Annotated in this window: 23 protein-coding genes; 12 read left to right on the top strand and 11 right to left on the bottom strand. The window is 56.4% G+C overall.

Going from position 1 to position 23,377, the window contains the following annotated elements; translation table 11 throughout:
• Positions 1-148: 148 nt before the first annotated feature.
• Positions 149-832, top strand: coding sequence for a transcriptional repressor LexA (lexA, locus tag SPI05_RS01495; protein ID WP_321075499.1), 684 nt, complete (start codon positions 149-151; stop codon positions 830-832).
• Positions 833-852: 20 nt separating this feature from the next.
• On the opposite strand, the gene SPI05_RS01500 is transcribed toward lexA, so the two are convergent.
• Together SPI05_RS01500 and hflX are read right to left on the bottom strand one after the other, a co-directional pair.
• The gene (locus SPI05_RS01500; protein WP_414601948.1) at positions 853-2,982 is read right to left on the bottom strand and encodes an ATP-dependent DNA helicase; all 2,130 of its coding nucleotides are present in this window, start codon (positions 2,980-2,982) and stop codon (positions 853-855) included.
• On the bottom strand, positions 2,942-4,519 hold the full coding sequence (gene hflX, locus SPI05_RS01505; RefSeq protein WP_321075501.1) for a GTPase HflX: 1,578 nt from the start codon (positions 4,517-4,519) through the stop codon (positions 2,942-2,944). The genes SPI05_RS01500 and hflX overlap by 41 nt, the downstream gene beginning before the upstream one ends.
• A gap of 15 nt (positions 4,520-4,534) precedes the next feature.
• On the opposite strand from hflX, the gene SPI05_RS01510 reads away from it, so the two are divergent.
• From SPI05_RS01510 to SPI05_RS01520, 3 genes are all read left to right on the top strand, one after another.
• Positions 4,535-5,512, top strand: a complete 978-nt coding sequence (locus SPI05_RS01510; protein ID WP_321075503.1) for a hypothetical protein — start codon at positions 4,535-4,537, stop codon at positions 5,510-5,512.
• Between the two features lie 18 nt (positions 5,513-5,530).
• Entirely contained in the window at positions 5,531-6,175 is a 645-nt protein-coding gene (locus tag SPI05_RS01515; RefSeq protein ID WP_321075505.1) for a class I SAM-dependent methyltransferase, read from the top strand.
• A gap of 173 nt (positions 6,176-6,348) precedes the next feature.
• Positions 6,349-7,278, top strand: a complete 930-nt coding sequence (locus tag SPI05_RS01520; protein ID WP_321075507.1) for a hypothetical protein — start codon at positions 6,349-6,351, stop codon at positions 7,276-7,278.
• Here SPI05_RS01520 and miaA read toward each other — a convergent pair.
• The 5 genes from miaA to recA form a co-directional block, all read right to left on the bottom strand.
• Positions 7,219-8,178 carry a tRNA (adenosine(37)-N6)-dimethylallyltransferase MiaA gene (gene miaA, locus SPI05_RS01525; protein ID WP_321075509.1) on the bottom strand — a complete coding sequence of 320 codons (960 nt, stop codon included), beginning with the start codon at positions 8,176-8,178 and terminating at the stop codon, positions 7,219-7,221. The two genes, SPI05_RS01520 and miaA, sit on opposite strands and share 60 nt — an antisense overlap.
• A 10-nt stretch (positions 8,179-8,188) precedes the next feature.
• The gene (gene miaB, locus SPI05_RS01530; protein ID WP_321075510.1) at positions 8,189-9,685 is read right to left on the bottom strand and encodes a tRNA (N6-isopentenyl adenosine(37)-C2)-methylthiotransferase MiaB; all 1,497 of its coding nucleotides are present in this window, start codon (positions 9,683-9,685) and stop codon (positions 8,189-8,191) included.
• 88 nt (positions 9,686-9,773) lie between these two features.
• Positions 9,774-10,259 (bottom strand): CinA family protein, encoded by a 486-nt coding sequence (locus SPI05_RS01535; RefSeq protein WP_321075512.1) that lies wholly within the window; start codon positions 10,257-10,259, stop codon positions 9,774-9,776.
• Positions 10,260-10,289: 30 nt separating this feature from the next.
• Complete coding sequence (locus SPI05_RS01540; RefSeq protein WP_321075514.1) at positions 10,290-10,820, bottom strand: regulatory protein RecX; 531 nt, start codon at positions 10,818-10,820, stop codon at positions 10,290-10,292.
• On the bottom strand, positions 10,817-11,929 hold the full coding sequence (recA, locus tag SPI05_RS01545) for a recombinase RecA (RefSeq protein ID WP_307741796.1): 1,113 nt from the start codon (positions 11,927-11,929) through the stop codon (positions 10,817-10,819). The genes SPI05_RS01540 and recA overlap by 4 nt, the downstream gene beginning before the upstream one ends.
• Before the next feature lie 445 nt (positions 11,930-12,374).
• Between recA and SPI05_RS01550 the strand changes: the two genes are divergently transcribed.
• A complete protein-coding gene (locus SPI05_RS01550) occupies positions 12,375-13,211 on the top strand; it encodes an exopolyphosphatase (protein ID WP_321075516.1) in 837 nt (278 codons plus the stop codon).
• A gap of 85 nt (positions 13,212-13,296) precedes the next feature.
• On the opposite strand, the gene SPI05_RS01555 is transcribed toward SPI05_RS01550, so the two are convergent.
• The 3 genes from SPI05_RS01555 to SPI05_RS01565 form a co-directional block, all read right to left on the bottom strand.
• Positions 13,297-14,154, bottom strand: coding sequence for a metal ABC transporter permease (locus tag SPI05_RS01555; RefSeq protein ID WP_321075518.1), 858 nt, complete (start codon positions 14,152-14,154; stop codon positions 13,297-13,299).
• Positions 14,154-15,002 carry a metal ABC transporter ATP-binding protein gene (locus SPI05_RS01560; RefSeq protein ID WP_321075520.1) on the bottom strand — a complete coding sequence of 283 codons (849 nt, stop codon included), beginning with the start codon at positions 15,000-15,002 and terminating at the stop codon, positions 14,154-14,156. The genes SPI05_RS01555 and SPI05_RS01560 overlap by 1 nt, the downstream gene beginning before the upstream one ends.
• A gap of 122 nt (positions 15,003-15,124) precedes the next feature.
• Entirely contained in the window at positions 15,125-16,147 is a 1,023-nt protein-coding gene (locus SPI05_RS01565) for a metal ABC transporter solute-binding protein, Zn/Mn family (protein WP_321075522.1), read from the bottom strand.
• A gap of 134 nt (positions 16,148-16,281) precedes the next feature.
• On the opposite strand from SPI05_RS01565, the gene SPI05_RS01570 reads away from it, so the two are divergent.
• Entirely contained in the window at positions 16,282-16,707 is a 426-nt protein-coding gene (locus SPI05_RS01570; protein WP_321075524.1) for a Fur family transcriptional regulator, read from the top strand.
• A gap of 21 nt (positions 16,708-16,728) precedes the next feature.
• On the opposite strand, the gene SPI05_RS01575 is transcribed toward SPI05_RS01570, so the two are convergent.
• Complete coding sequence (locus SPI05_RS01575) at positions 16,729-17,994, bottom strand: alpha/beta fold hydrolase (RefSeq protein WP_321075526.1); 1,266 nt, start codon at positions 17,992-17,994, stop codon at positions 16,729-16,731.
• Positions 17,995-18,271: 277 nt separating this feature from the next.
• Between SPI05_RS01575 and rlmC the strand changes: the two genes are divergently transcribed.
• The 6 genes from rlmC to SPI05_RS01605 all read left to right on the top strand — a co-directional run bounded on the left by rlmC (position 18,272) and on the right by SPI05_RS01605 (position 23,365).
• Positions 18,272-19,303 (top strand): 23S rRNA (uracil(747)-C(5))-methyltransferase RlmC, encoded by a 1,032-nt coding sequence (rlmC, locus tag SPI05_RS01580; RefSeq protein WP_414601950.1) that lies wholly within the window; start codon positions 18,272-18,274, stop codon positions 19,301-19,303.
• A 50-nt stretch (positions 19,304-19,353) separates the two neighbouring features.
• Positions 19,354-19,551, top strand: a complete 198-nt coding sequence (locus tag SPI05_RS01585; RefSeq protein WP_321075596.1) for a helix-turn-helix transcriptional regulator — start codon at positions 19,354-19,356, stop codon at positions 19,549-19,551.
• A complete protein-coding gene (locus tag SPI05_RS01590; protein ID WP_321075530.1) occupies positions 19,542-19,910 on the top strand; it encodes a nuclear transport factor 2 family protein in 369 nt (122 codons plus the stop codon). Before SPI05_RS01585 ends, SPI05_RS01590 begins: the two co-directional genes overlap by 10 nt.
• Positions 19,911-19,938: 28 nt before the next feature.
• On the top strand, positions 19,939-20,385 hold the full coding sequence (locus tag SPI05_RS01595; protein ID WP_321075532.1) for an ASCH domain-containing protein: 447 nt from the start codon (positions 19,939-19,941) through the stop codon (positions 20,383-20,385).
• Between the two features lie 220 nt (positions 20,386-20,605).
• The gene (locus SPI05_RS01600) at positions 20,606-21,982 is read left to right on the top strand and encodes an MFS transporter (RefSeq protein ID WP_321075534.1); all 1,377 of its coding nucleotides are present in this window, start codon (positions 20,606-20,608) and stop codon (positions 21,980-21,982) included.
• 45 nt (positions 21,983-22,027) lie between these two features.
• Positions 22,028-23,365: an MFS transporter gene (locus SPI05_RS01605; RefSeq protein WP_321075536.1), complete on the top strand. Its 1,338-nt coding sequence runs from the start codon at positions 22,028-22,030 to the stop codon at positions 23,363-23,365.
• The last annotated feature ends 12 nt before the right edge of the window (positions 23,366-23,377 follow it).

A 23,377-nucleotide genomic window follows, 5' to 3' on the forward strand; every position in this document is an offset into this window, starting at 1 on the left:
TCGAACATTTGTGCGAATATTAATTTTGACCGCAGTTAACCTGACAATTGCCAGTCTGACATGGACCCCGGAGACGAAAATCCGCGAGTTACGTCAGACGGACTTTTGCCTGCTATCCCGCGCAAAATACCCAGATAAAGGAGCAGCAGTGAGCGACCTGACCAAACGACAACAGGAAGTTTTGACGACTTTGTACCAACTCAGCCAAAAGCTCGCCTACCCCCCCTCGGTACGCGAACTCGCTGAGGCCATGGGGCTGTCCTCCCCTTCCTCGGTCAAACACCACCTCGATGTGCTGACCAAAAAGGGCTACCTGCGCAGGGCTCCCAACACGCCGCGCGCTTTGGAATTCGTGAAACTTCCCGAGGGGATGGAAACTCCTCAGCCGGACTCGGCACCCGGCGCGACACCGTCTGCCACCATCACCACCATTCCGGTGGGTATCGCCGATACCGCGGCGGCGACCACAGTTCCCCTGGTCGGACAGATTGCAGCAGGCGCCCCCATCACTGCGGAGGAAATGGTCGAGGACACATTCGCCCTACCCCGCCGCTTTACCGGTTCCGGTGAACTGTTCATGCTCGCAGTAAAGGGTGAATCCATGCAAGACGGCGGCATATTAGACGGGGATTGGGTAGTAGTGCGCCATCAAAGCGATGCCCGCAACGGTGAAATCGTGGCGGCGATGATTGACGGCGAGGCCACAGTGAAAGAGTTTTCCCGCGCCGACGGGCACGTTTGGCTGCTGCCCCACAACGATAACTACGCGCCCATTCCCGGCGATACGGCCACCATTTTAGGAAAGGTCGTCACCGTAATCCGTTCCCTGTAACGTTTGAGTTGCGCCCACCCCTAGGGAACTTGCTGGTGCAGGCGCCGCAAAGCGTCCAACACCACCTGCGCGTCCTCGGTAGGCCACAAGGGCGGCAGGGAGGCTCGCAAAAAACCCCCATACCGCGCGGTCGCCAGACGCGAATCCAATACCGCCACCACCCCGCGGTCCGCGGCGGAACGCAGCAGCCGCCCGGTTCCCTGTGCTAGCAACAGGGCGGCATGAGTCAGGGAGACCTCCATAAAGTCACTGCCCCCGGCACGTTTGACCGCGGCACAGCGCGCCTCAATGACGGGGTCGCTGGGAACCGGGAAAGGAATCCGGTCAATCAGCACCAAACGACACGTATTTCCTGGTAGATCCACCCCTTGCCACAGCGAGAGAGTCCCCATCAGGCAAGCGGAAGTGTCCTCGCGCATATCTTTGACCAGGGCTGCCATGGAATCTTCACCTTGAACCATGATGGGTAAATCGGTGCGTTCCCGAAGTATTTCCCCCGCACGCTCGGCCATTTTGCGCGAGGAGAACAGCCCCAGCGCCCCGCCTCCCGAGGCCTCAACCAGATCCACCAGCCGATCCCAAAACACTTCGGGGTGCTCCCCGCGAGTGGGCGCAGGCAAGTCCCGAGCCAGATACAAAATGCCCTGCCGATCGTGGCGAAACGGGGAGCCGACATCTAGGGTTTCCGGCTGCGGTTCATCAAGCTGCAGACCCATCTTTTGCATGAGCGGAGCAAATGTGCCCCCCAGCTTGAGCGTGGCCGAGGTAGCGATGATGGCGTGTTCGCTCCACAACCGATTCGCGAGCTTTCCGGCCACATCCAGCGGAGCGGTGTAGAGCCGGGGTTCCTGGTCCGCATCGCGTCCCCGACTCAGCCACAGAATCGTTTCACCGTTCGCGACCGATTCCGGGGTCATCGTCTCAAGCGTATCTAACAGGCTGGTCAGAATGGCTTTCGCGACGGCAGTCCTCGCGGCGTCCACTTTTTTTTCGCCGTCTGAACCCGCATCGGCCCCACCCTTCGCGCTCAACTCCGTCAGGGCGGCTTTCAAAGGCGGCAGGCACAGCAACCGGCATTCCGCCACTGCCTCAGGCATTTGTATGAAACGGCCATCTTCCAGATTCTGTAGTGCCACACCCAGTGAGATAGCTTGCTGGGCGAGTTCCTCGCTACCGGAAACCCCCAAGCTGCCAGCCGCTTTGGCACAATTTGCCAACATATTGGCGCTGAACTCAGTAGACGCCTGAGAACGCACCCGTTCGGCAAGTTCATGAGCCTCATCAATGATGATGGCCTCACACTGGGGCAACGGATTCTGTTTCCCGGCAGCTTCTAGCCCAATCATGGCGTGGTTTGTCACTACCACCTGCGCCTGCGCTGCCTTGTCGCGAGCCGAGACCTGGAAGCACTCGGAACGGAACGGGCATTTTTCCCCGACACATTCCAAGCTGGAGAGGGAAACTTGCCGCCAAGCCCGAGAGCCGATACCGCGCGGGGCTTCGTCCCGATCCCCGGTCGGAGTTTCTCGAGCCCACTCGTAGAGTTTCTTCGTTTCCGCAGCAAATCCCCGCATTTTCCGCGCGGCTTTCATCCCCTGTCCCGATACGGCCTCGCCACTCCCGTCAGCTGTGGGACTCAGGGAATCTTCCATAGCGGAGAACAAATCGTCCTCGCTGCCTTCGTAACCGCCGTTCAATTTGTGCAGGCAGACGTAGTTTTGCCAGCCTTTGAGAACCTCCACGCGCAGCTCGGAACCGGTCACGTTTTTCACCGCTTCCACCGCCAGCGGGGCATCCTTTGTGATGATTTGGTTTTGCAGAGCCAAAGTTGCGGTTGAAATGACCACTCGGGCATCCTCGTGCAGGCAATACAGCAGCGCCGGCAGTAAGTATCCCAAGGATTTCCCGGTTCCAGTCCCCGCCTGAACTGCTAATTTGCCATCTGAGTGCAACGTCTGTTCCACCGCAGCCGCCATCGCCACCTGACCGGGACGCTCGCTGCCGCCCAATAAAGAAACCGCCTCAGTCAGGACCTTCTGCAGCTCTGAACTGGGAACATAGTCCGCAAAAGCGCCCGCCCCAGCAGCAGGTTTGACCGCGGCGCTATCATCAATCGTTTGTGACACTGTCGGACCCCTCGCCCGTTTCATGATTATCTTCCATAGCCTGATTAAGCAGTTTTGCCCCCAAAGCCGGGGGTACCCAGGCATCTACAAACGTGCCGTCCTCACGATTCTGGCGGGTCAAGAGTTTGCCGTCACGATAAATCCGTTCCAGCAGACCCGTGTTTTCCCACTTCACCACGACTCGAACCCGTTGCCCCGGCCAGGGCAGACGGTCGGCAATAGCATCCTGCAGAGCGGCAATGCCTTCCCCGGTTCGGGCCGAAACGTAGTATGCCTCCGGTAGGGAATGACGCAGCAGCGCAAGAGCGGGAGACGTAGCCTGATCGATTTTGTTTACCACCATCATGACCGGGACATCCTCGATGCCCTCCACAGCCTCCAGGGTGGCATCCACCGCCGCGATTTGAGCCAGCGGGTTGGGGTTAGAACCATCCACAACGTGCAAAATCAAATCAGCCATAGCGGTTTCTTCCAAAGTAGAACGAAAAGCCTCCACCAGTTCAGTAGGCAGGCGCCGCACGAACCCAACCGTATCTGTCAGGGTGTATTCCCGCCCTTCCGGAGTATGAGTCCGGCGCACGCTGGGGTCAAGGGTGGCAAACAGGGCATCATGCACCAGCAGATTGGCCCCCGCCAGCCGATTCAATAGCGAGGACTTGCCGGCGTTGGTATATCCCACAATCGCCACCGCTGGAATCTCCACAGCTCTACGACTGGCTCGTTTCGCCTCACGAGTTGGAGCCAAAGATTTTAGGGTGCGCCGCAGCCGAGCCATCCGGGAACGAATCCGGCGCCGATCGAGTTCAATCTTGGTTTCACCCGGTCCGCGTGCGCCAATACCCTCACCGGCGGCAGCACGCCCCCCGGCTTGACGGCTCATCGATTCGCCCCAGCCACGCAGTCGCGGCAGCAGGTATTCCAACTGAGCCAGTTCCACTTGGGCTTTGCCTTCTCTCGAAGTGGCATGCTGGGCAAAAATATCCAAAATGAGGGCGGTACGGTCTATTACCTTGACTTTTACCACGTCCTCAAGGGCGCGACGTTGACTGGGAGCTAACTCATCATCGACGATGACCGTATCCGCCCCCAGAGCGGCAACCTGAGCTTGCAGTTCACGGGCTTTGCCCCGCCCCAGGAAAGTCGCTACGTCCGGTTTCTCGCGCCGCTGCAGCAGCCCGGCCAATACGACAGCCCCCGCCGTTTTCGCTAGGGCAGCAAGCTCTTGTAGTGACAATTCGGCCTCGTCCCGGTCGGCAGCGAAAATCCCCACCAAAATGACCTTTTCCAACCGCACTTCACGGTACTCAACCTCACTGATGTCCTGCAGCTCGGAACCGATGGATTCCACCCGCCCCAAGGCATAGCGATCGGCCCACCGCTGGGCTTGTTCGGCAGCATCGTGTTGAGACCGGTGCGGATTGTCAGGCGCAGGTTCCTCTCCCGTTGGCGGCGCAACGGCAGCAACGGGCGAAAGGACACCCAAGTTCGGGCAATCCTCCGTGTTTTCCTGCAAGTTACGTTCCTTCCGCCTAGAATTTAGGGTATCTCCCAGCCCATGCAAGTAAAGGTTTGAGCTTTGGTTTTAAAGGATACAACGGACCCCGGAGACAAAAATTCTAACGCTCCGTCTGAGCGGCGCGTGTCCCCGTTTGGCCAGTCGCTTCCCCGCACGGCACCCGTTCCCAGTCCTGCCGATGAACGCCTCAAGAATCGCCACAAGGCCCTGTACAACGTGCCTGACTGGCGCTCTGAAGAAGAAATCATCCTCGAAGCAGCCGAACTCGATTCCACCATTATGGTTCCCGAACAACTGCGCCGAAACAAGTCGAAAGTCATTGATTCCGAGCCCGAGAGAACCACCGCCAATCCCTCACAACCCGCCGAAATCGAAGCTCCGGCGCAACCCGCCGCCGAAAATGCCACTTTATCAGCGACTACGGAAACGACTGGGGACGAAACGGTCTATCCTCAGCCCGGAACCCCGACCTCCAGCAATCCGGCACCGCCCCCAGAGATGAAAACGAGGAAAACCGCGAACGCTTCGGATGCTTCCCAGGCCGACCACTCCGCAAAAACGGCACAAAAACCCATCATTCAGGGTCATTCGCAGCTTATTTCGCAGCACGTGGAGCGCCACGCCCCGTCAAACCGTCCCCCGACCGAGCCGCACTCGCCTGCGGAAATCGCCAATCTCGTAGTACGACTGCTGGCAAACCTTCTGGTGCTGACGATTCCCACCCTGTGCGTGCTGCTGCTCTCCGGCTGGGGCCCGCAGGAAATTGCCATCATTTTTGAAGACTTTTGGCCCTACCTCGGCCTGTCATTGCTGGTCACAGTGGTCTTAGTCGTTTTGGATGAAGCGGTACAAACCGTGGCGCTCCATGTGAAAGTTCCGCAACTGTTGGAGTGGATGATTGAGTTCGTGCTTTCTGCCCTAGGCGCCGGCGTTTGCTTATTTTTCTTTACGCACAGCATTTTGGGAGCGTTCCTGCTGGGACTGATTGTCAGTGTGCTCACTTCGTTAATCAGTCACGTGGTCGCTAAACTTTTCTGAGACAAGTTAGGAGACCAGTTGAGTCCGCAGCCTGCCGGCGAGCACTATTTCGCAGCCACTCCCCATTCCGAGAGCTCCACTCGGGAGTTGACCGTTTCTATAGCCGGTCGTGATTTTCGTGTCACGACGGCTCACGGGGTTTTTTCTGGTCACGGTTTGGACAAGGGCACTGAGGTGTTATTGCGTAAAGTTCCCTCCCTGCCCTCCTCGTCAGAGCTGGGGGGGTCAGGAGTTTTGGTCGATGTGGGCTGCGGATGGGGGCCGTTGGCGCTGACTCTAGCCGCCGAGCGACCCTCCGCCCAGGTCTACGCCGTGGACGTAAACACCCGCGCCCTGGAGCTGACCAGTGCAAACGCAGCCGCTAACGGTCTGACTAATATTCAGGCACTGAGCGAAGCTGAGGCTTTTGCGACCCTGGGGCCAAACTCTGTGGATGTCATTTGGTCCAACCCGCCGGTACGGGTGGGCAAAGCGGCGCTGCACGCGATGTGGGAGGCCTGGCGAACTCGTTTAAAGCCGGAGGGAGTCGCTTACCTCGTGATGGGCCGCAACCTGGGATCCGATCCGTTCCTGGCATATCTAAACGAGCACGGCTGGGCCGGGGAAAAAATCGCCTCCTCGAAAGGATTTCGGGTGCTGCAGCTACGCCGGGGCGCCGCTTGAGGGCGCCCCCCCGGACAGTCTGGACAGATGAAAACCGCGGGTTTTCGACCATGCTGCGAGTGTCACCGACAAACAACGGCCAAATTCCCTGTGAACAGTGCCGTTATGGGTAGCTGAATTATTCGGCCCCCCGTTTTCACCCAAATCACGAGCCCGCCCCGTAACATTAAATTATGCCGCAGTTGACTGCTCAGCGTCCGCGGGTGGTGACACTGGAACGCGTCTGCGAAGCCCTCGATGGTGCTTCTCGCAGCTATGTTGTGGACGTTTACGACTCTAGGCGCACGGTGATGATGCCTGGCGCAACCGCCACCAGTTACATTGACTTGGTGACGGGGGTCTTGCGCATGCGCTCGGTCTGGCGCGCCACGGTTTCCGTCCATGAACGCTCTCGGCTGCTGCCCTACGTCCTGCACCACAATCGCGAGGCTGTCGGTCCAAGAGTGGTGACTTATCTGCACGGCAATCACTATCATCTCTGTGCCCAGACGAACGCCCAGGTCACTGTCGGTATGGGCGACCAGCAGTTGGAAGCCCATCTGTTGCTGGCTTTGATTATGGCTGAACGGTTCTTTTCCAGCGTAGAAGCCGATTTTCCCTGTGAGCTAGACGCGGAAACGGACTTTTCCCATCATGACCTGCTGCCCAAACAGCACATTGTCCAGATTGTTCCAGGGTTTTCGGATAATGCGCTCACCGCGCCGGTCAGTGTAGAGTCGGTTGCCCAGGCCGCAGACCGACTCAACCTGCGAGTATATCGTGACGGCACGGTACTGCGCCTGCGTGATTCAGACGACTTGATGGTTCTGCGGCTATTCGGGGAAGACACCTGGCTATCCACCTCTATGCTGGTTGAGCTGGGACAGCTGTTTCCTGCCGAAAGTTTGTTTGATGCCATCAATGAGTTAAATACGTTCAACACCTTGGGTGTAACTTCGGTTCTGGGGATGCGGACCCAATCCTACCTGCGTTTTGATTACCTGGTTCCCGTGGGTGAAGGTCTGAGCGAACGTCAGTTAGACACGGAAATCGTGGCGGGATTGTCAGTGACCCAGAATCTGGCTGCGAGCCTGCGCAAAAAAGCTCCGACCCTGTTCCTCTAAGCCGGTGTGACTCCAGGCGACTTCCATTGCTCGTTTGTCACGGCGGAACCACTTGATTTGTCGCCGGGACAGCTGCCGGGTCGCCAAAGCGGTGGCCGCGATACCGTCCTCTACCGTCATCTCACCGCGCAGCACCGCCAGCGCTTGGCTGTATCCGGTGGCCTTTTGCGCGGTAATACCCAAGGGGTGAGCCCGGTCGGCAGCGAGTTGTGCCGTTTCCTCAAGTAGTCCTTGGCTAAACATTTCGCGTGAACGGGCATTGATGCGTTCGTCCAGTTCATCAAGGTTTCGAGTCAGGTAAAACACGTGGGTGTCCGGTTGCCAGTATTCTCCGCGGGGCAAAGTCGCGGAAAATGGGCGACCGGTAATTTCCATGACTTCCAAGGCTCTGACCAGGCGACGCGCGTTCATCGGCTCGATGGTTTCTGCCGCTTTCGGGTCTTTGCGCTGCAAGATTTCGTGCAGTTGTGCCGCTCCGAGTTGCTCCGCCTGCGCCTCCCACCGGGCGCGAACCGCGGGGTCGGTGGGCGGGAACTCCAACACATCCAGCATCGCCCGCACGTACAGCCCACTACCCCCCACTACCAGGGGCAAAGCGCCACGTGTTTCAATCGCCTCCACGTCAGAACGGGCACGTTTCTGATAAGCCGCCACCGAGGCTTCTGCATCGGGCCACAGCACGTCTATCTGATGGTGCGGAATCCCGCGGCGTTGGGATTCCGGGGTTTTCGCGGTACCCACATCCATGCCCCGATAAAGCTGGAAAGCGTCCGCGCTGATAATCTCTACCCCGCCCGGAAACCTAGCGTTAAGCTCCGGGTCGCGGGACACTCGCTGCGCAAAATCCAGCCCCAGGTTGCTTTTTCCCGTAGCGGTCGGCCCCACAATCGCAACAATCACGGTTTGGTCCCTAACTCGTTGGTCCCGGCTTTAGTCCGGGCATTCCCAAGAGGGTGCCGCGAGGTTTGTCGAGATGCGCCGCTTCCCACAAGTCACCGGCGCGAGTGGGGCGAACGGTGAATACGCCGCCTGGAGTGAGGGCGGAATCCGCCACGAGGTGATGCGGCGCACCGTGGGTCACACCGACCGTCACAAAATCCCCGGGACGGACCTTAGCGCCTTGGGGAACCGCAAAGTGAACCAAACGATTGTCTCGGGCACGTCCGCTCATTCGCGCAGTAGCTCCGTCTTTGCGGCCACCCGCGGTGACCAGGACTTCCACCGTCTGCCCCTCTAGCTTTTCGTTTTCCTCCAAGGTGATTGTTTCTTGCAGTTCCAAGAGTCTTTGGTAGCGCTGCGCCACGACTTCCGGGTCCACCTGGTCATCTCGATCGGCAGCGGGAGTTCCGGGGCGGCGGGAATAAATGAACGTGAACGCGGCTTGGAACCGAGCTTCGCGCAAAACGTCGAGGGTATCTTGGAAGTCAGCCTCAGTTTCACCGGGAAATCCGACGATGACATCGGTGGTGATGGCGGCTTCCGGTATCGCTAATCTGACTTCTCGCAGAATTCTTAAAAATCGTTCCGACCGGTAGGAACGCCGCATCTGCCGCAAGATTCGGTCCGAACCGGATTGCAGTGGAAAATGCAGGGAAGGCATCACCGTCGGAGTCTGTGCCATTGCGGCGATGACGTCCTCGGTAAAAGCCGCGGGGTGGGGCGAAGTGAAACGTAAGCGTTCCAGTCCCGGCGTTTTTCCTACAGCTCGCAGCAAATCAGCAAAAGCGCCGCGCCTTCCGAAGCTCATTCCGTAGCTGTTCACATTTTGCCCCAGCAAGGTCACTTCCACAGCTCCCGCGTCCACTACCGCCTGCACCTCCGCCAGAATATCGGCGGGATTCCGATCCCGTTCCCGACCCCGCAGGGAAGGCACTATACAAAATGTGCAGGTGTTGTTGCACCCCACAGAGATGGATACCCAGGCTGAAGCCGGGGATTGCCGGTGCGCCGGCAGGACGGAGGGAAAGACTTTCAGGCTTTCCTCGATTTCCACCGCGGCTTCTTGGTTGTGTTCGGCACGCTTCAACAACACCGGGAGGGCGTCGATATTATGCGTCCCGAACACTGCGTCTACCCACGGAGCCCGGTCGAGGATTTTCGCGCCTTCCTGCTGGGCGAAGCATCCTCCCACGGCAATCATCATTCCGGGGCGATTTCGTTTCACATCTGCCAGCTGCCCTAAATGGCCGTAGAGTTTTGTTCCGGCAGCCTCACGCACCGAGCAGGTATTCAAAACCACCAGGTCAGCCCCGCCATCTCCGGCGTTGGTAGCGCGCGCAGCTTTTTGCGGAACCTCCTCAACCGGCACCCAACCGGCAGCGTCAAGCAAGCCAGCCATGCGTTCGGAGTCGTGTTCGTTCATCTGGCAGCCAAGCGTTTTCACCAGGTAAGTTCGCGGAGTTTCCATCACCGGCTCATTTTATGTCATGCCGCTGATGCCGTCACTTTCGCCACCCAAAGCCGACCGCCGCGACTGGACGCTACTTCCGGGATTCTCAGCCCAAGTGAGACACCAGTAACTCCAAAGCCGCCCGCACAAATGACGCGCGAACTTCTGGGCGAGTGCCTGGCTGGTTGACCTCCCGCACTTCTGTGCCTTGTGAAGTGGCTAGGCTGACATACCCTTTCCCCGGCGCCACGCCTTCATCCGGGCCGGGACCCGCAACTCCGGTGGTAGCCAGCGCATAATCCGAGTGAAACATCTCTCGTACCGCAGTGCTCATCTGTACCGCAACCTGAGGGTCATAGGCAGTGTTTGTTTGCAGCAGCTGTGGACTCACTCCCAGCACCGCGGTTTTCATCGCATCGGAATACGTCACGACTCCGCCGCGAAATGTTTGGGAAGCCCCGGGGATTCTGACGAAAGCATCTGCCAGCAGACCCCCGGTCAGCGATTCCGCACACGAAATCGATCGTCCCTGCTCACTGAGTTTCCCCAGCGCTTTGGTGGCTAATTCATCAGCCGATACGGCGTCACTCATCGGTTCTTCCATCCTCGGTTCGTCCCCACGCTAGCTTTGGCCGTCCAGTTTCAGTTCATCCATCACGGTACTGACTACGGTGGTGGCCAGAGCTGAGGAAAACCCGCGTGTCGCTACATAGCGCCACAGCTTGGCTTTCAATTTGCGACAATCGTCAAAGTTGCTCAAATCCAAGCCCCGCCGTGCCGCGGCAAGTTTGCTCTCTAACAGAGCCCGGGCGTTTTCCGTTTCCCAGTCTGGATTCTCAGCATCCAGGGCCGCTAGACCCGCGGATATAGACTGGGTATCCAACCCACGCTTTTCCATATCCGCGGCCAACTTGGCTCGGGACATTCCGGGGCGCTGGCAGCGCTGACGCAAAAACTCCACGGTGTAGTCCCGGTCATTCAGCCAGCCGCGAGCGGCGAAAGCATCCACCACGTCATCGACAGCTGCGTCACCGAATCCCTTTTCAGCCAAGTAGTCACGCATCTGAGACTCGGTAACAGCCCGCCGATCCAGCAGGGACAAACCGGCTTCCGCGGCGGCATCCGCCGTCGCATCCACTACTCGCAAGCTCATGAGGCTTTTTGAACCTTCTTGGCGGACGTATCCTCATCTGCGGAATCGTCATCCATCACGACAGCTAGTTTCGTGCCCTCGCCAGTCTCTGGCTGCGCTGCCGCGTTCGGGTCCTCACGCACACCCAAAGCGATGAGAATCTTATCTTCGATTTCGGCGCTGAGCTCGGGGTTATCCACCAAGAACTTCCGCACGTTCTCTTTACCCTGACCCAACTGCATTTCGCCATAGGTAAACCAAGAACCCGACTTCGTCACGATACCCGCTTCTACGCCAAGGTCAATGAGGCCGCCCTCCCGGGAAATGCCCTGACCGTACATGATGTCGAATTCCGCCTGCCGGAAAGGCGGCGCCATCTTATTCTTAACGACCTTGGCACGAGTTCGGTTACCGATGGCTTCCCCGTTTTCCTTCAACGTCTCAATCCGGCGCACGTCAATACGCACCGAAGCGTAGAACTTCAACGCTTTGCCGCCGGTCGTGGTTTCGGGAGAGCCAAAGAACACCCCAATCTTTTCGCGCAGCTGGTTAATAAAGATTGCGGTGGTGCCGGTGGCTGACAGCGCTCCGGTAATCTTTCGCAGCGCTTGGCTCATCAACCGAGCCTGCAAACCCACGTGGGAATCCCCCATGTCCCCTTCGATTTCAGCCTTCGGTACCAAAGCCGCAACCGAGTCAATAACGATGATGTCCAGGCCGCCGCTGCGAATCAACATATCCGCAATCTCTAGCGCCTGTTCCCCGGTATCGGGTTGGCTAACCAGCAGATTGTCAATATCAACGCCAAGTTTCTGTGCGTAAACCGGATCGAGAGCGTGTTCCGCGTCGATGAAAGCCGCGTTCCCGCCCTGTTTCTGAGCGTTCGCCACCGCGTGCAAAGCCACGGTGGTCTTACCGGAAGATTCTGGACCGTAAATCTCAATAATGCGGCCCCGTGGGAGTCCCCCAATCCCCAAAGCCACGTCCAGGGCTACTGACCCAGTCGGAATGACCGAAACATTCGTGTTCACGGCCGAGTCGCCCAGCCGCATCACGGAACCTTTGCCAAACTGCTTATCAATCTGACCTAGCGCAGTTTGCAGCGCTTTCGCGCGTTCGTCTTTTGCCATTGCGTATTCCTTTCATCTGCGCGGCTCTCCGCCGCCCCAATAGTTCGGGTGTCATTGTTGAGCTCCTCTCCGAAGCTCTCAAGATGAACTTACGCCCCACCCCGGAAGCGAAAAATCGAAAGTTTCTCTACCTGTGGAAAAGTCCTTTTTCGACTCATCTGTGGAAAACCCTATATCGAACATGCGTTCGAATCATCCGACACGCCGACCATCCGCAAAAATTCCTCACCCCAAGCGCTTTTGCTGACCCCATCTCCTACCTCACCTCAACATGTTGAACTGGCAATATCCCCCGCAAACCCGAACTTTTGACGATTCTTGTACTAAAAGTACCTGTGTGAGAAACCTCACACAGCATGCGATTCCCTAAAGTTCTTAAACCAATTGCCGATATGGAGGCTGTCGCTAGGAAGGCGACAGGAGTCTATGAGCCACGGAGGGCGAAATGGCCACTATGCTTGCCATGCGTGATTTAGGGATGCGTAATCTGTACATTCCCGGAATGGCTCAGCGCGCCGCAATTCGCTCTTTTGCCAAGGAAAACGGCATCCTCACTGATGAGAACAAGAAAGCTCTGGACGCCCTCGATAGATTTGAGATGGATCAGGCGCGCATCCGCGCGCTGGCAAAGCAAAACAAAGCAAAATCAAAGAGTCTTGGCGCCTTAGGCGGAACGGTCACCTCGATTGGTTTTGCCTCTGATTCCGCGCAAGCTAAACGTTTGGCTCGCAGCTATGAGGCCGATGCGGTGGCATATTCAATGCAGGCTCGTGCCGCCGTGGATATGGGCGATGAAGAAGCCGCGCGGAGCTATGAAGCCAAGGCTCGCCAGGCCGTGAGCGACGCCAACAAGATGTATGCCAAGGCCGCTGAGTTGGGCCGACAGGAAGCCGAGAAGCGCAAGGAAATAATCGAACGAGAAGGCCGGGAACGAATCGAGCAGCGCAAGGCGATGGAAAAAGCTCGCGAAGCTGCCGCCGAAGCGAAGCGCAAGCGTCTGGAAATCGCGCAAAAGAAAGTCTCAGAAGGCTGGACGCACCTAAACGAAGCCGAAAAAGCTGCCCAAAAACGCAAGAAAGCCGAAGCTGAGATGTGGGCTAAGCGCATCGAAGAAAGCCAGTTCTGGATTTATCAGATGCACCTGGTCCAGATGGGTGAACATCCTGATCAAGCCATCGCTCAGGCTCAGATTCAAGCGTTCCGAGATGCGTCGACCTCTGTCACCGAGGTAGCTCCGGACTATACCCCGACGTCTGCTCCCGCCGAGCCCGTGGCGGCTTAGGTTCCCGCGTTATTTTCCACCACCGCACCAGGGTTGGGGGCGAGTCTTTCGGTTTCGGTATCGTTTTGAAGTACGTCCCGGTAATTCAGGAGAGAGCCCGTTCCCGCTTTGACCAGGTGGTTTGGCTGCGTACTGCCCCAACAGCCCAGCAAATCAGGAATATTAGGAAAGAAATCGTGGTGATATAGGGCGAAATCGGCAATCCGGGTCCGAGCGAGAGCAGAATACCGCCCTCGGCGGCTATGAGCGCGAACAGCACCGCCCAGGCGTGCTGGCGTAAGGGATTGGCAGAAATGCGAGCGGCCGCCGCTCCCGGAGTAATCAGTAACGACAAAACCAGCAGCGCTCCCACCATCTGCACAGCCAGCGCCACAACCAAACCGAGGATAAGCATGAACCATAGGTTCATCACTCGTGGGGAGACCCCTTTCGACAGCGCCACTACCGGATCGACCGCAGCGTAATACAGTCGACGCCCAAACAGGGCTATAGCAGCCAACACCATCGCTCCGACCACGGCAAACACGGCCAGTTGGTTCTCATCAACAGAGACAATCTGACCCGTCAACAGGCCGAATTTGTTGGCGGAACGCCCTTTGTAAAGCGCCAGGAACAGCACCCCGATACCCAACCCAAACGGTAACAGCACGCCGATGAGAGCATTTGTACCCCAGCGCCGAGTGTAGGTCGCGGACATCAATAGCGCCGCCGCGATTGATCCCGCGATGGCTCCGCCGGTGACGCTGACTCCGAGAAACAATGCCACCGATGCTCCTGCAAAAGACAGTTCGGACGTTCCGTGAACCGCAAAAGCTGCGTCCCGCAGCTGCACCAACGGGCTTAGAATCCCTGAAACGACAGCCAGAATTGCCGCGGCGACCAGTGATTCCCGGACCAGCGGTACCAGTTGCCAAAAATCCTGGAAATTGATGATTGCCTCCATTAGTGGCCCGCCTCCTTGGGGTTGTGCGGTGACTCGGCTGATTCAAAATGGCTGGCGTGATGGTGTCCGTGCAGGGCTTCCTCCACAAAGCTGGATTCGGTCCCGTTCTGGGCTCCCACCACGAAATACGTTCCTCCCAGGTTCACGACACGGACTTCCTCACCATATAAAGCGGACAATGTTTCGCTGGACATGACCTCTGACACCGAACCCACCGCGGCTCGTCCGAGGGCGATATACACCACGGTGTCCAGCAGTTTATCCACGGGGTTTAGCTCATGAGTCACCAGCAGGATGGCGGTGCCCTGCGCCGCTAGATTGCCAAAAATCTTAACAATATCGGTTTGGTGCTTGAGGTCGAGGGACGCCAACGGTTCGTCAACCAGCAGTAAATCGGGACGTTGCACAATGGCCGCGGCGATACGTAAACGCTGCAGCTCTCCCCCGGACAGTCCGCTAATCGGCGTATCCGCGTAACTCTGCGCTCCCACTAGGGCTATTGCGCGTTCGACCTTTTCGCGTGCCCCGGGAGAAGTCCAAAAACCCAGTTTCGCTCCGTCAAGCCCCAGGTAGACTACGTCTCGTCCGCGAATCTGCACAGATTTCGGGAAACGTCCGTGTTGCGGAAGGTAAGAGATTTTTGCTGAGCCCTGCCGAAAAATGGTTCCCGCGGCGGGTTTCACGTCACCGAGTACCGACTTTAACAGGGTCGTTTTTCCGGCTCCGTTTTGTCCCAGGATTCCCACGACTTGTCCCGGTTCGACCCGCAGGTTCAAGCCGGAAAATACCTGTCGTGTCCCATATTTTAATGCCAGGTCCCGCATCTCCAACAGCGGTTCTTCGCTCATCTGATTCCTTCCCCAGTCGCCCGGTTAACTTCCTGGTTCCATCTACCTTAACGGATTTCGTCCGGGCTCCAGGAGCTGCGCTCTATTCTGAAGCCCGGACTCTTATATACCTTATTTCTGTATTATTTCAAAGCCTTATCTATCTGGTCTAAGGCAGTGCCAATCCAGCTGACATAGTCGCTGGCCCCCGCCAAGGTCTCGGTCAGCGTCACCACCGGAATGCCTTTAGTCTCAGCGGCATCCTGCAGTGCCTGGGACACCGGGTCTTGGGTCTGCGAGTTAACCAGCAGCACATCAACTCTCCCCTCCGTAATCAGAGCCTTGGTGTCAGCCTGCGTCTTTACGCTGGGCCCGGATTCCGTTTCGGACTGTTCCACGTATTCTTCGGGAGTCAGGTCATGGATACCGGCGTCCTCCAACATGTAGTTCGCCAAAGGTTCGGTCGCCAGGGAATGCTTTTCGCCCCGCGCCTTAATGCTCTCTGCCTGCGATTCCAATTCATCCAACTTGCCTTGGAATGCCTTTGCAGCATCCTGGTAAGCCGCAGCATTATCGCCGTCAGTCTGGCTCATCGTATTAGCAACTGCCTTGGCGACTTCGCTGACCGCGTGCAAATCGTAGAACACGTGCTCATTGACGGAGCAATGGTGATGATGGTGCCCCTCATGTTCCTGCTCATCTTCATGCGCATCCTCATGTTCCTGCGCATCCTCATGTTCATGGCCGTCCTCGTGGTCGTGACCTTCCGCATCGCCACAGTCAATACCAGCCAACTCCACCGCATTGAGCACAGTCGGTTTGTTGTCCGCTGACTTAGCCAACTGCAGTGCCCAATCGTCGTAACCTCCACCGTTCACTATTACCACGGAGGCTTGGTTCACCAGCTTCTTATCTTTCACGCTGGCTTCATAAGAATGCGGATCCAGGTTCGGCTGGTCGATGGACGTAATCACGTCTGCCTTGTCCCCCACCACGGCTTTTGCCACGGAAGCCCATACGTCAGTGGAGGCGTACACCGTGGGTTTGTCCGCAGCAGCGTCCCCCGCCGCGTCTTTCTTTTGGGCCTCGTTTGCGGTGGAGCAGGCAGTCATACTCACGGCTAGTGCGGCGGCGCCGAACAAGGCACCAACAGTCTTCAACTTCATATTGTCCTTTCCTCTCAGGGTTTAGAGTTTTTGTCCTTATTGCGAATCGTTCTCATTATCACTCAACTGGAAAATGCTGTCAAAACGAGACACAATGTTAGGCTAGGAGCGCGAAAACGGGAGGGCAACTACCAATGATCACAGGTAAATCGACACCCCAAAGCCCCGCTCGGCAGCGCAAAACGCGACAATTAGAAGCGGTACTTTCCGCGGTCAGAGGAATGACTGATTTTCAATCAGCCTCTGACATCTTTACAAAACTCCAGCTAAACGGCACCCGCGTAGGATTGGCGACTGTTTACCGCAATCTCACGGCGCTGGCGGAACACGGCATCTTGGACACGGTCAAGTCCGCCGATGGCACTACCCTGTATCGAGAGTGCGAGAGTTCCGAACACCATCACCACCTGGTGTGTCGGAGTTGCGGAAAGACCGAAGAATTCCATCTGAAAGGGTTGGAGGAGACCCTGAACGAAATGGGCCGAGAAATGGGGTTTTCCGCTTTACACCACACGGTGGAGCTGACAGGGTTATGCTCAAAGTGCTCCGCGAAAAAATAATACCCTTTGCTATATATTAATTTACTGCAAAATCTGGCCTTTGAGCAGCCCGATTAACCTATCCAGCACCCGTGCGTCTTGACGCAAACCGTTGTGTTCATATTCACTGGTAACCCACAGACGACAATCTTTTAAGATGCCAGCGGTTTCGGTCGAGAACTTCAAAGGCACGTAGGCATCTTCATAGTAGGCCGCCGCCGCAACCGGTACGTCTGCACTGGCCAGGCGTTCAGTCGAATAGAGTTGCGTCCATTCATAATTGGCCAGTATGTCGGCAGCTTCACGCAAAGGCCGCAATTCAGATGATTCCTCAAACAGGTCACGAGGCAGATGCTCCCCTGCTAACAGCGTCCCGTCACGTTTCACTTCCCTGGGCATAGTACGGCTAGCCGCCCAGCGTGTTGCCACTCCGTCCGCGTAACAAGACTCGTGCAGAATGGCATAGAGCGGATTGCGCCCCTCAAATGGCAGCATCGCGGCTAAATCATGACGAAAAGCTGGCGAGAACGGATCATTCTCCAGCAGTTCATGCAACTTCATGCCCCCGCCTTGTGCACCCAAGACAATCCCTACGGTACGCCAACGATCCGCACCGACCTTGTCGCCGTTGGGCGTAATAATCTTCCCCTCCCGAGCCAGGTTATAAATCTGGCGCACCCGGTCCCGATCCTCGGGGAACTGGCGATAATAGGTTTCGGATTTATCCATCATGATCTGCCAAGTTTCGGCATAAACATCTTCAATAGGATGCCCCACGGCCGTCAGTCCGCCGGTCAGAATAGCCCCGGACAACCCTTCGGGGTGGGAGCTGAGATAGCGCACGGAAGTGAAACCCCCGAAAGACTGCCCCAGCAGCGTCCAGCGTTTCCCGCCCAGGTAAGCGCGCAGCGCTTCAGCATCTCGAACAATCTCATCGGCACGCAAGTGCGTCAGGTATCCTGCCTGTTCAGATGGTGTTAGCCCCGCCAGAGGGCCGAAATCCGGATCCGCCGAAACCGGGGTGGATCGCCCGGTACCGCGCTGATCGAGCATAACGACCTGATAGTCCTCAAGGGCGCGGGGCAGCCACGTCGGCTGCGGCGAGGGGTACAACGCGGGTCGGGCCGCCTCATGTCCGGGTCCGCCTTGCAGGAATAGCAGGTAGGGTCGCTCTTCCCCGTCCTTACCGGTGACGACTCGTGCGAATATTTCTATCATTCCCGCGGCTGGATTGAGGTGGTCCAGCGGCACTTGCAAAGTAATCTCACGTAGTTTCAGTCCCGGCAACAGTTTCACTTCATCACTCATGTGTTTCAGCTTAATGCCACCTGCCGGGCTTGGCCTTAGACTTGAGGACATGTTTTGCGAATACTTTGACGCGCGGGTCTGCCGGTCGTGTCCCCTCATGGGGGTGCCCTACAGCCAGCAGGTGCGGGACAAGGAACGGGCCTCACGCAGAGCATTGGCCTCTCTGGACCGTGACTCCTCACGGCGAAATCCCGCTCAGCCACCCGCTGCGAAGTCGCATTTCGAGTGGCTGCCAACCTACCGCAGTCCCCAGAAAGAATTTCGCAATAAGGCAAAAATGGTGGTGTCGGGATCCAAGAAGTCGATTGTGCTCGGACTGGCCCCAACTAAGAATCATCCCGCTGGCGTTGATTTACAGTCTTGTCCGCTGTACGTACCGGCAATTCACGCCGCTTTCGCGCCTATCCGGGCTTGGCTACAGCGTCTCGGAGCTCGCCCCTATAACATCGCCACCGCTAAGGGCGAAGTGAAATATGTGCTGGTCAGCGCCAACCCCGCAGGCGAGTTGATGGTGCGTCTGGTGCTGCGTTCGAAAGCTGCCCTACATCGGATTGAAAATACGTGGTCCGAACTTCAGGCCGAGTTGCCCCACCTGCGGGTGTTTTCGGTAAACATTCAGCCCGAACACACCACCGTCATTGAAGGCCGGGAGGAAATCATCCTTTCCGAAGAAAAATATATACAGATGCCCGGTATCGGCACGGATTTATGGCTGGCGCCGGGGGCGTTTTTCCAGACGAATACCGCCGCATCTCAGGCTATGTATACGCAAGCTGCCGCTTGGGCACGCGAACTCCAGCCGGAAACCGCTTGGGATTTGTATTGCGGAGTGGGCGGATTTGCCTTTGCACTGAGTTCCGCCGGGGTTGCGCAGGTGACGGGCGTGGAAGTCGTGGGGCCGGCCATTGATGGCGCGAAGAAGGCAGTAGCCGAAATGGCGGGTGCGGCTGCGGCTAGCCCGGTGGGGCAAGGCGTTGAGCACACCTTTGAGAGCTCCCGCGGTGACATTGTGCCTAGGCCGCATTTCATCACTGCCGACGCGACTAAGTGGGCAACCAATCAAAAACTTGTACCGCCAGATTTGGTGGTGGTAAACCCACCGCGGCGCGGACTCGGGCCTGAATTGTCCTCCTGGCTGGAACACTCCGGAATCCCCCACCTCATCTATTCCTCCTGTTTCCAGGAAACCCTGGTGGAGGACCTGCGCCGAATGCGTTCCTACCAGATTACCGCAGCCAAGCTGGTAGACATGTTCCCACATACCTCACATGTGGAGACGGTCTGTTTGATGTCAAGAGTGCAGGACTAAAAGCACCCAAATAGCCTTGAAATCAAGGGATTCCGAAGACCTGCCCGAACATAAAAACGAAATGTATTGAAGCCGGAATCACCCAGGCAAAACTTGCAAAGGAATTTGAAACGTCCGCTCCCTATGTAAACCGAGTAATACGCAGCAAGGAAACCATAGTCAATAATACGCTTGTTAAGATGATGGAAGCGCTGGGGTATGATATAGAACTTCAGTATGTGAAGCGGGAGGAAGAGGGATGGATGTAAAAGCTTTTTGGCGGGATGTGCTTTCCCAGAACGGAGAAGCCCTGCAAGCTTATTTTTGCAAGGATGCCGTCATCCGTTGGCATTGCACAAACGAGAAATTTAGTGTTCAGGAGTATATCAAAGTCAACTGTGATTATCCGGGCGAATGGGATGGAGAAATAGAGCGTATTGAAAAAGCCGGAGAAACATTTATCACAGCTGTGCGCGTTTTCCCAAAAGATAAGAGCGCGTCATTCCATGCCGTCAGCTTTATAAAATTCAAAGATAATTTGATCTCGGAACTTGATGAATATTGGGCGGATGATGGTGAAGTGCCTGAGTGGAGATTGAACATGAAGATCGGAGCAGCAATTAGATAAACTAGAATTTACCGGAGGAAAAGATAAAGTGACACCACATGAAATCTGGGAAGAATACTGTGAAAAATATGATATAGATAAAAGCATATCGTATGAAGCATGGCAGTTTGGCGATAAAGCAGATGAACTGGCAGAATTAGTCTGTATGGGGATAAAGACTGCAACCTGCTCACAGGCGGCAGTATATGAATTCGAACCGGATGAGCCGGAGCCCAAGGTGGATGATATCAGTATCATCCTGAATTCAGCGGATGAAGCAGTTTGCATTATAAGAAATATTAAGGTATACACAGCACCATTCTGTGACATAACAGCAGAACATGCCTTCAAAGAAGGCGAGGGCGACAGATCCTTATCTTATTGGAGACAGGTTCATAAAGATTTCTTCAGAAAAGAAGCTGAAGAATACGGAATAAGTTTTCATGAAAACAGCAATGTGATCTGCGAGGAATTTGAAGTGCTTTACCGTGCTTAAATTTCAGTTTGCAGTAGGTTTAGACACTTATCCTCCAACGACATCCCCTTTGCCAACTTCCATCGTGCAATGAGCGTGCAGACCTATTTCTTGATGTAGGGTTATCATCAGAGTAGTCTTAATACATGTTGAAACTTTGGTTTTGTTGTCCAGAAATTAGCCACCTAGTTCCCGGCTGACCGCTGGGCGTGATTACCCCTGAACTACTAGCATAGAAGCCGTGGTGTCCTCGGATCCGGAGCAACAAAACAATCCTCGCTGGTCGCGGACTATTTCGCGCGGAGCGTTCACGTTTATTGTCCTGATGGGTATCGTGTCCATGTTCTCGGATATGACTCACGAGGGCGCTCGCTCGGTTTTGGGTGAGTATCTGAACCTGACCGGGGCATCGGCGGCAGCTATTGGTTTTGTCTCCGGTTTCGGGGAACTGTGCGGCTACTCGTTGCGCCTGCTCTCAGGCTTTTGGGCAGACAAAACCAAGCACTACTGGGGCTTGATTATTTTCGGCTACACCATCCAGGTGTTGGCCATTCCTGCTCTCGCGCTCGTCCCCGACAATGGCTGGATTTTTGCCTGCAGCCTGGTGGTTTTGGAACGCGTAGGCAAAGCCATTAAGAAGCCCGCGAAAAACACCCTGGTCAGCTTCGCAGCGGACGAAATCGGTACTGGTAAAGGCTTCGCGCTGCAGGAATTCCTCGACCAACTCGGCGCATTCCTGGGTCCCCTGCTGCTGTTCCTCGTTGGTCTGATTATCGGCACGCAAGACCTGTTCGGGACTTACCGCCTCGGCTTTTTCACCTTGGGTATCCCTGCGCTCATCACCATCGTGCTCACCGTGTTAGCCTGGCACTTCTATCCACACCCCGAAAATTTTGACCAACCCGCCACCTCACCGGAAAACACCCACGCCCCGACTGACCCACCCCGAGAACCTTGTGCGCCCGACCCGACCGGCGACACTCCCACCAGCGATGCCCTCACGAACGACGCCCCCACAAGCACGTTACCCTCCGTTTCCGCGGCCACCCCCGGTTTTCGTTTCAACCGAGCTTTTGCCCTCTATATGGCCGCTATCTGCTTGTTCGCTTTCGGTTTTGCGGACTTCACGCTGATTACTCTGCATGCCGCAAAAACTGCAGCATTCCCGAAATCGGCATTGGCGCTGCTCTACGCGGGGGCAATGGCGGCCGATGCCATAGCCGCGCTCATTTTTGGAACCTGGTTCGACCGTATTGGCTTGCGGGCACTCATTGTCTCAACCCTCCTGACGGCACCGTTTTCAGCATTCGTATTCTTAAGCGGCAATCCTTGGTTCATCAGCTTTGGCATCGTTCTGTGGGGGCTGGGGATGGGCGCCCAAGAAAGCATCATGAAAGCCGCAGTAGCCAAAATTATGCCCAAGGATTGGCGCGCCACCGGGTTCGGCATTTTTGAAACCGGCTTCGGAATCGCCTGGTTCCTCGGATCTTGGCTGATAGGAGCACTCTATGACCTCAATATCCCCGCGATGGTTGCGGTTTCCATCATTTCGCAGCTCACGTCCGTGGGATTCTACCTCCTGACCCTGAAAAATTTGCCAACTTTGCCCCCGAAATAAACGAAATCGCCCTGTAATCAAGTGTTTTAACGTTAGGATTAACGAGTGAATATTTCGGATCTGACTCCTGCAACGCAAGGACCACGTCGGTGGCCGCGTTCCTGGTCACCCGGCATTTTTCACGCCAAGAAGGAAACGATTGAACCGCTGGAAGTCCCCAAAACTAGGTGGAAATTTGCCCTCCTGCTCACCCAAGTCGGGATTTATGCCTGTTTTTTCGCCCCCATTCAACTCCTCATCGGCCTGCAAGCCTCGATGATTGCTCACGACCACAAAGAGATTGTTCTCTCTGTGGTCACCGGCTGCGGCGCACTCATGGCGATGATTGCCACGCCTATTTTTGGAGCTTTGTCCGACCGGACTTACTCAAAATACGGACGCCGGGCGCCTTGGGTCTTGGGAGGGGTTTTATGTGGAGTTTTCGCGCTCGCGGGGTTAACTCTGTCGTGGTCCCCCGCGGCTTTGGCAGGAACATGGGTTTTGACCCAGGGGGCATTAAACGCCGCATTTATCGCCACCAACGCCATTCCGAACGATTCAGTCAGGGTTGAGTACCGCGGCGAAATGGGCGGCTGGTTGGGAGCCGGACAAAACTTGGGTGCTTTGTTAGGGGTTGGCTTGGCGACCCTCTGTACGAACGTAATCGACGACTACATGGGTATCGTGGTAGCTTATGTCGCTCTAGCGTTGCTGCTGACCATCTGTGTGGCCCCCTACTTGTGGAACTCCAATGACCGTTTCCTCGGCGCCCGCCGAGAACCCATCACCATCAAAAGGTTTTTCCAGCGATTCTGGATTCCGCCGCGCAAATACCCGGATTTCCTCTGGACTTGGCTTTCCCGCTTCTTGATGTTTACGCCTTTCATGACGATAGCGCTTTACCTGTTGTACTACCTCGAAGATGTGCTGCATTACCGAAATCCAACCACCGGCGTGCTGATTTTGTCCACGATTTACGCGGTGCTGACCATGGTTTGTGCCTTCATCATCGGTTTCGTCGCCGATTATCTGATGAAGTACCGCCAGCTAATCTTTATTTCCTCGGTCATCATGGCGATTGGTAGTCTCATCCTCGCGTTCTTGCAGACTTGGACCTGGACGATTTTCGCGGCGGTCTTTATTGGGATTGGCCACGGTATTTTCATCGCGGTGAGCTTTGCAATCACCACCCGAGTCCTTCCTCCCACCGACGATTCCGGCCGTGACCTCGGTGTTTTCAACATCTCTGCGACCGTCCCGCAGGTGGTAGCCCCCATCTTTGGGGTTCCGGTCATTACCCTCATAGCCAGCTATTCCGTGGGTTACACGGTCCTGTTTAGCGCTATGGCCGTAATGTTCCTCATCGGCGGGGTGATGATTTTCAAGGTGAAATCCGTAGAGTAATCGGTCTCGTTT

Source organism: Mobiluncus sp. (genome assembly GCF_034180645.1).
In the GTDB taxonomy this organism is placed as follows: domain Bacteria; phylum Actinomycetota; class Actinomycetes; order Actinomycetales; family Actinomycetaceae; genus Mobiluncus.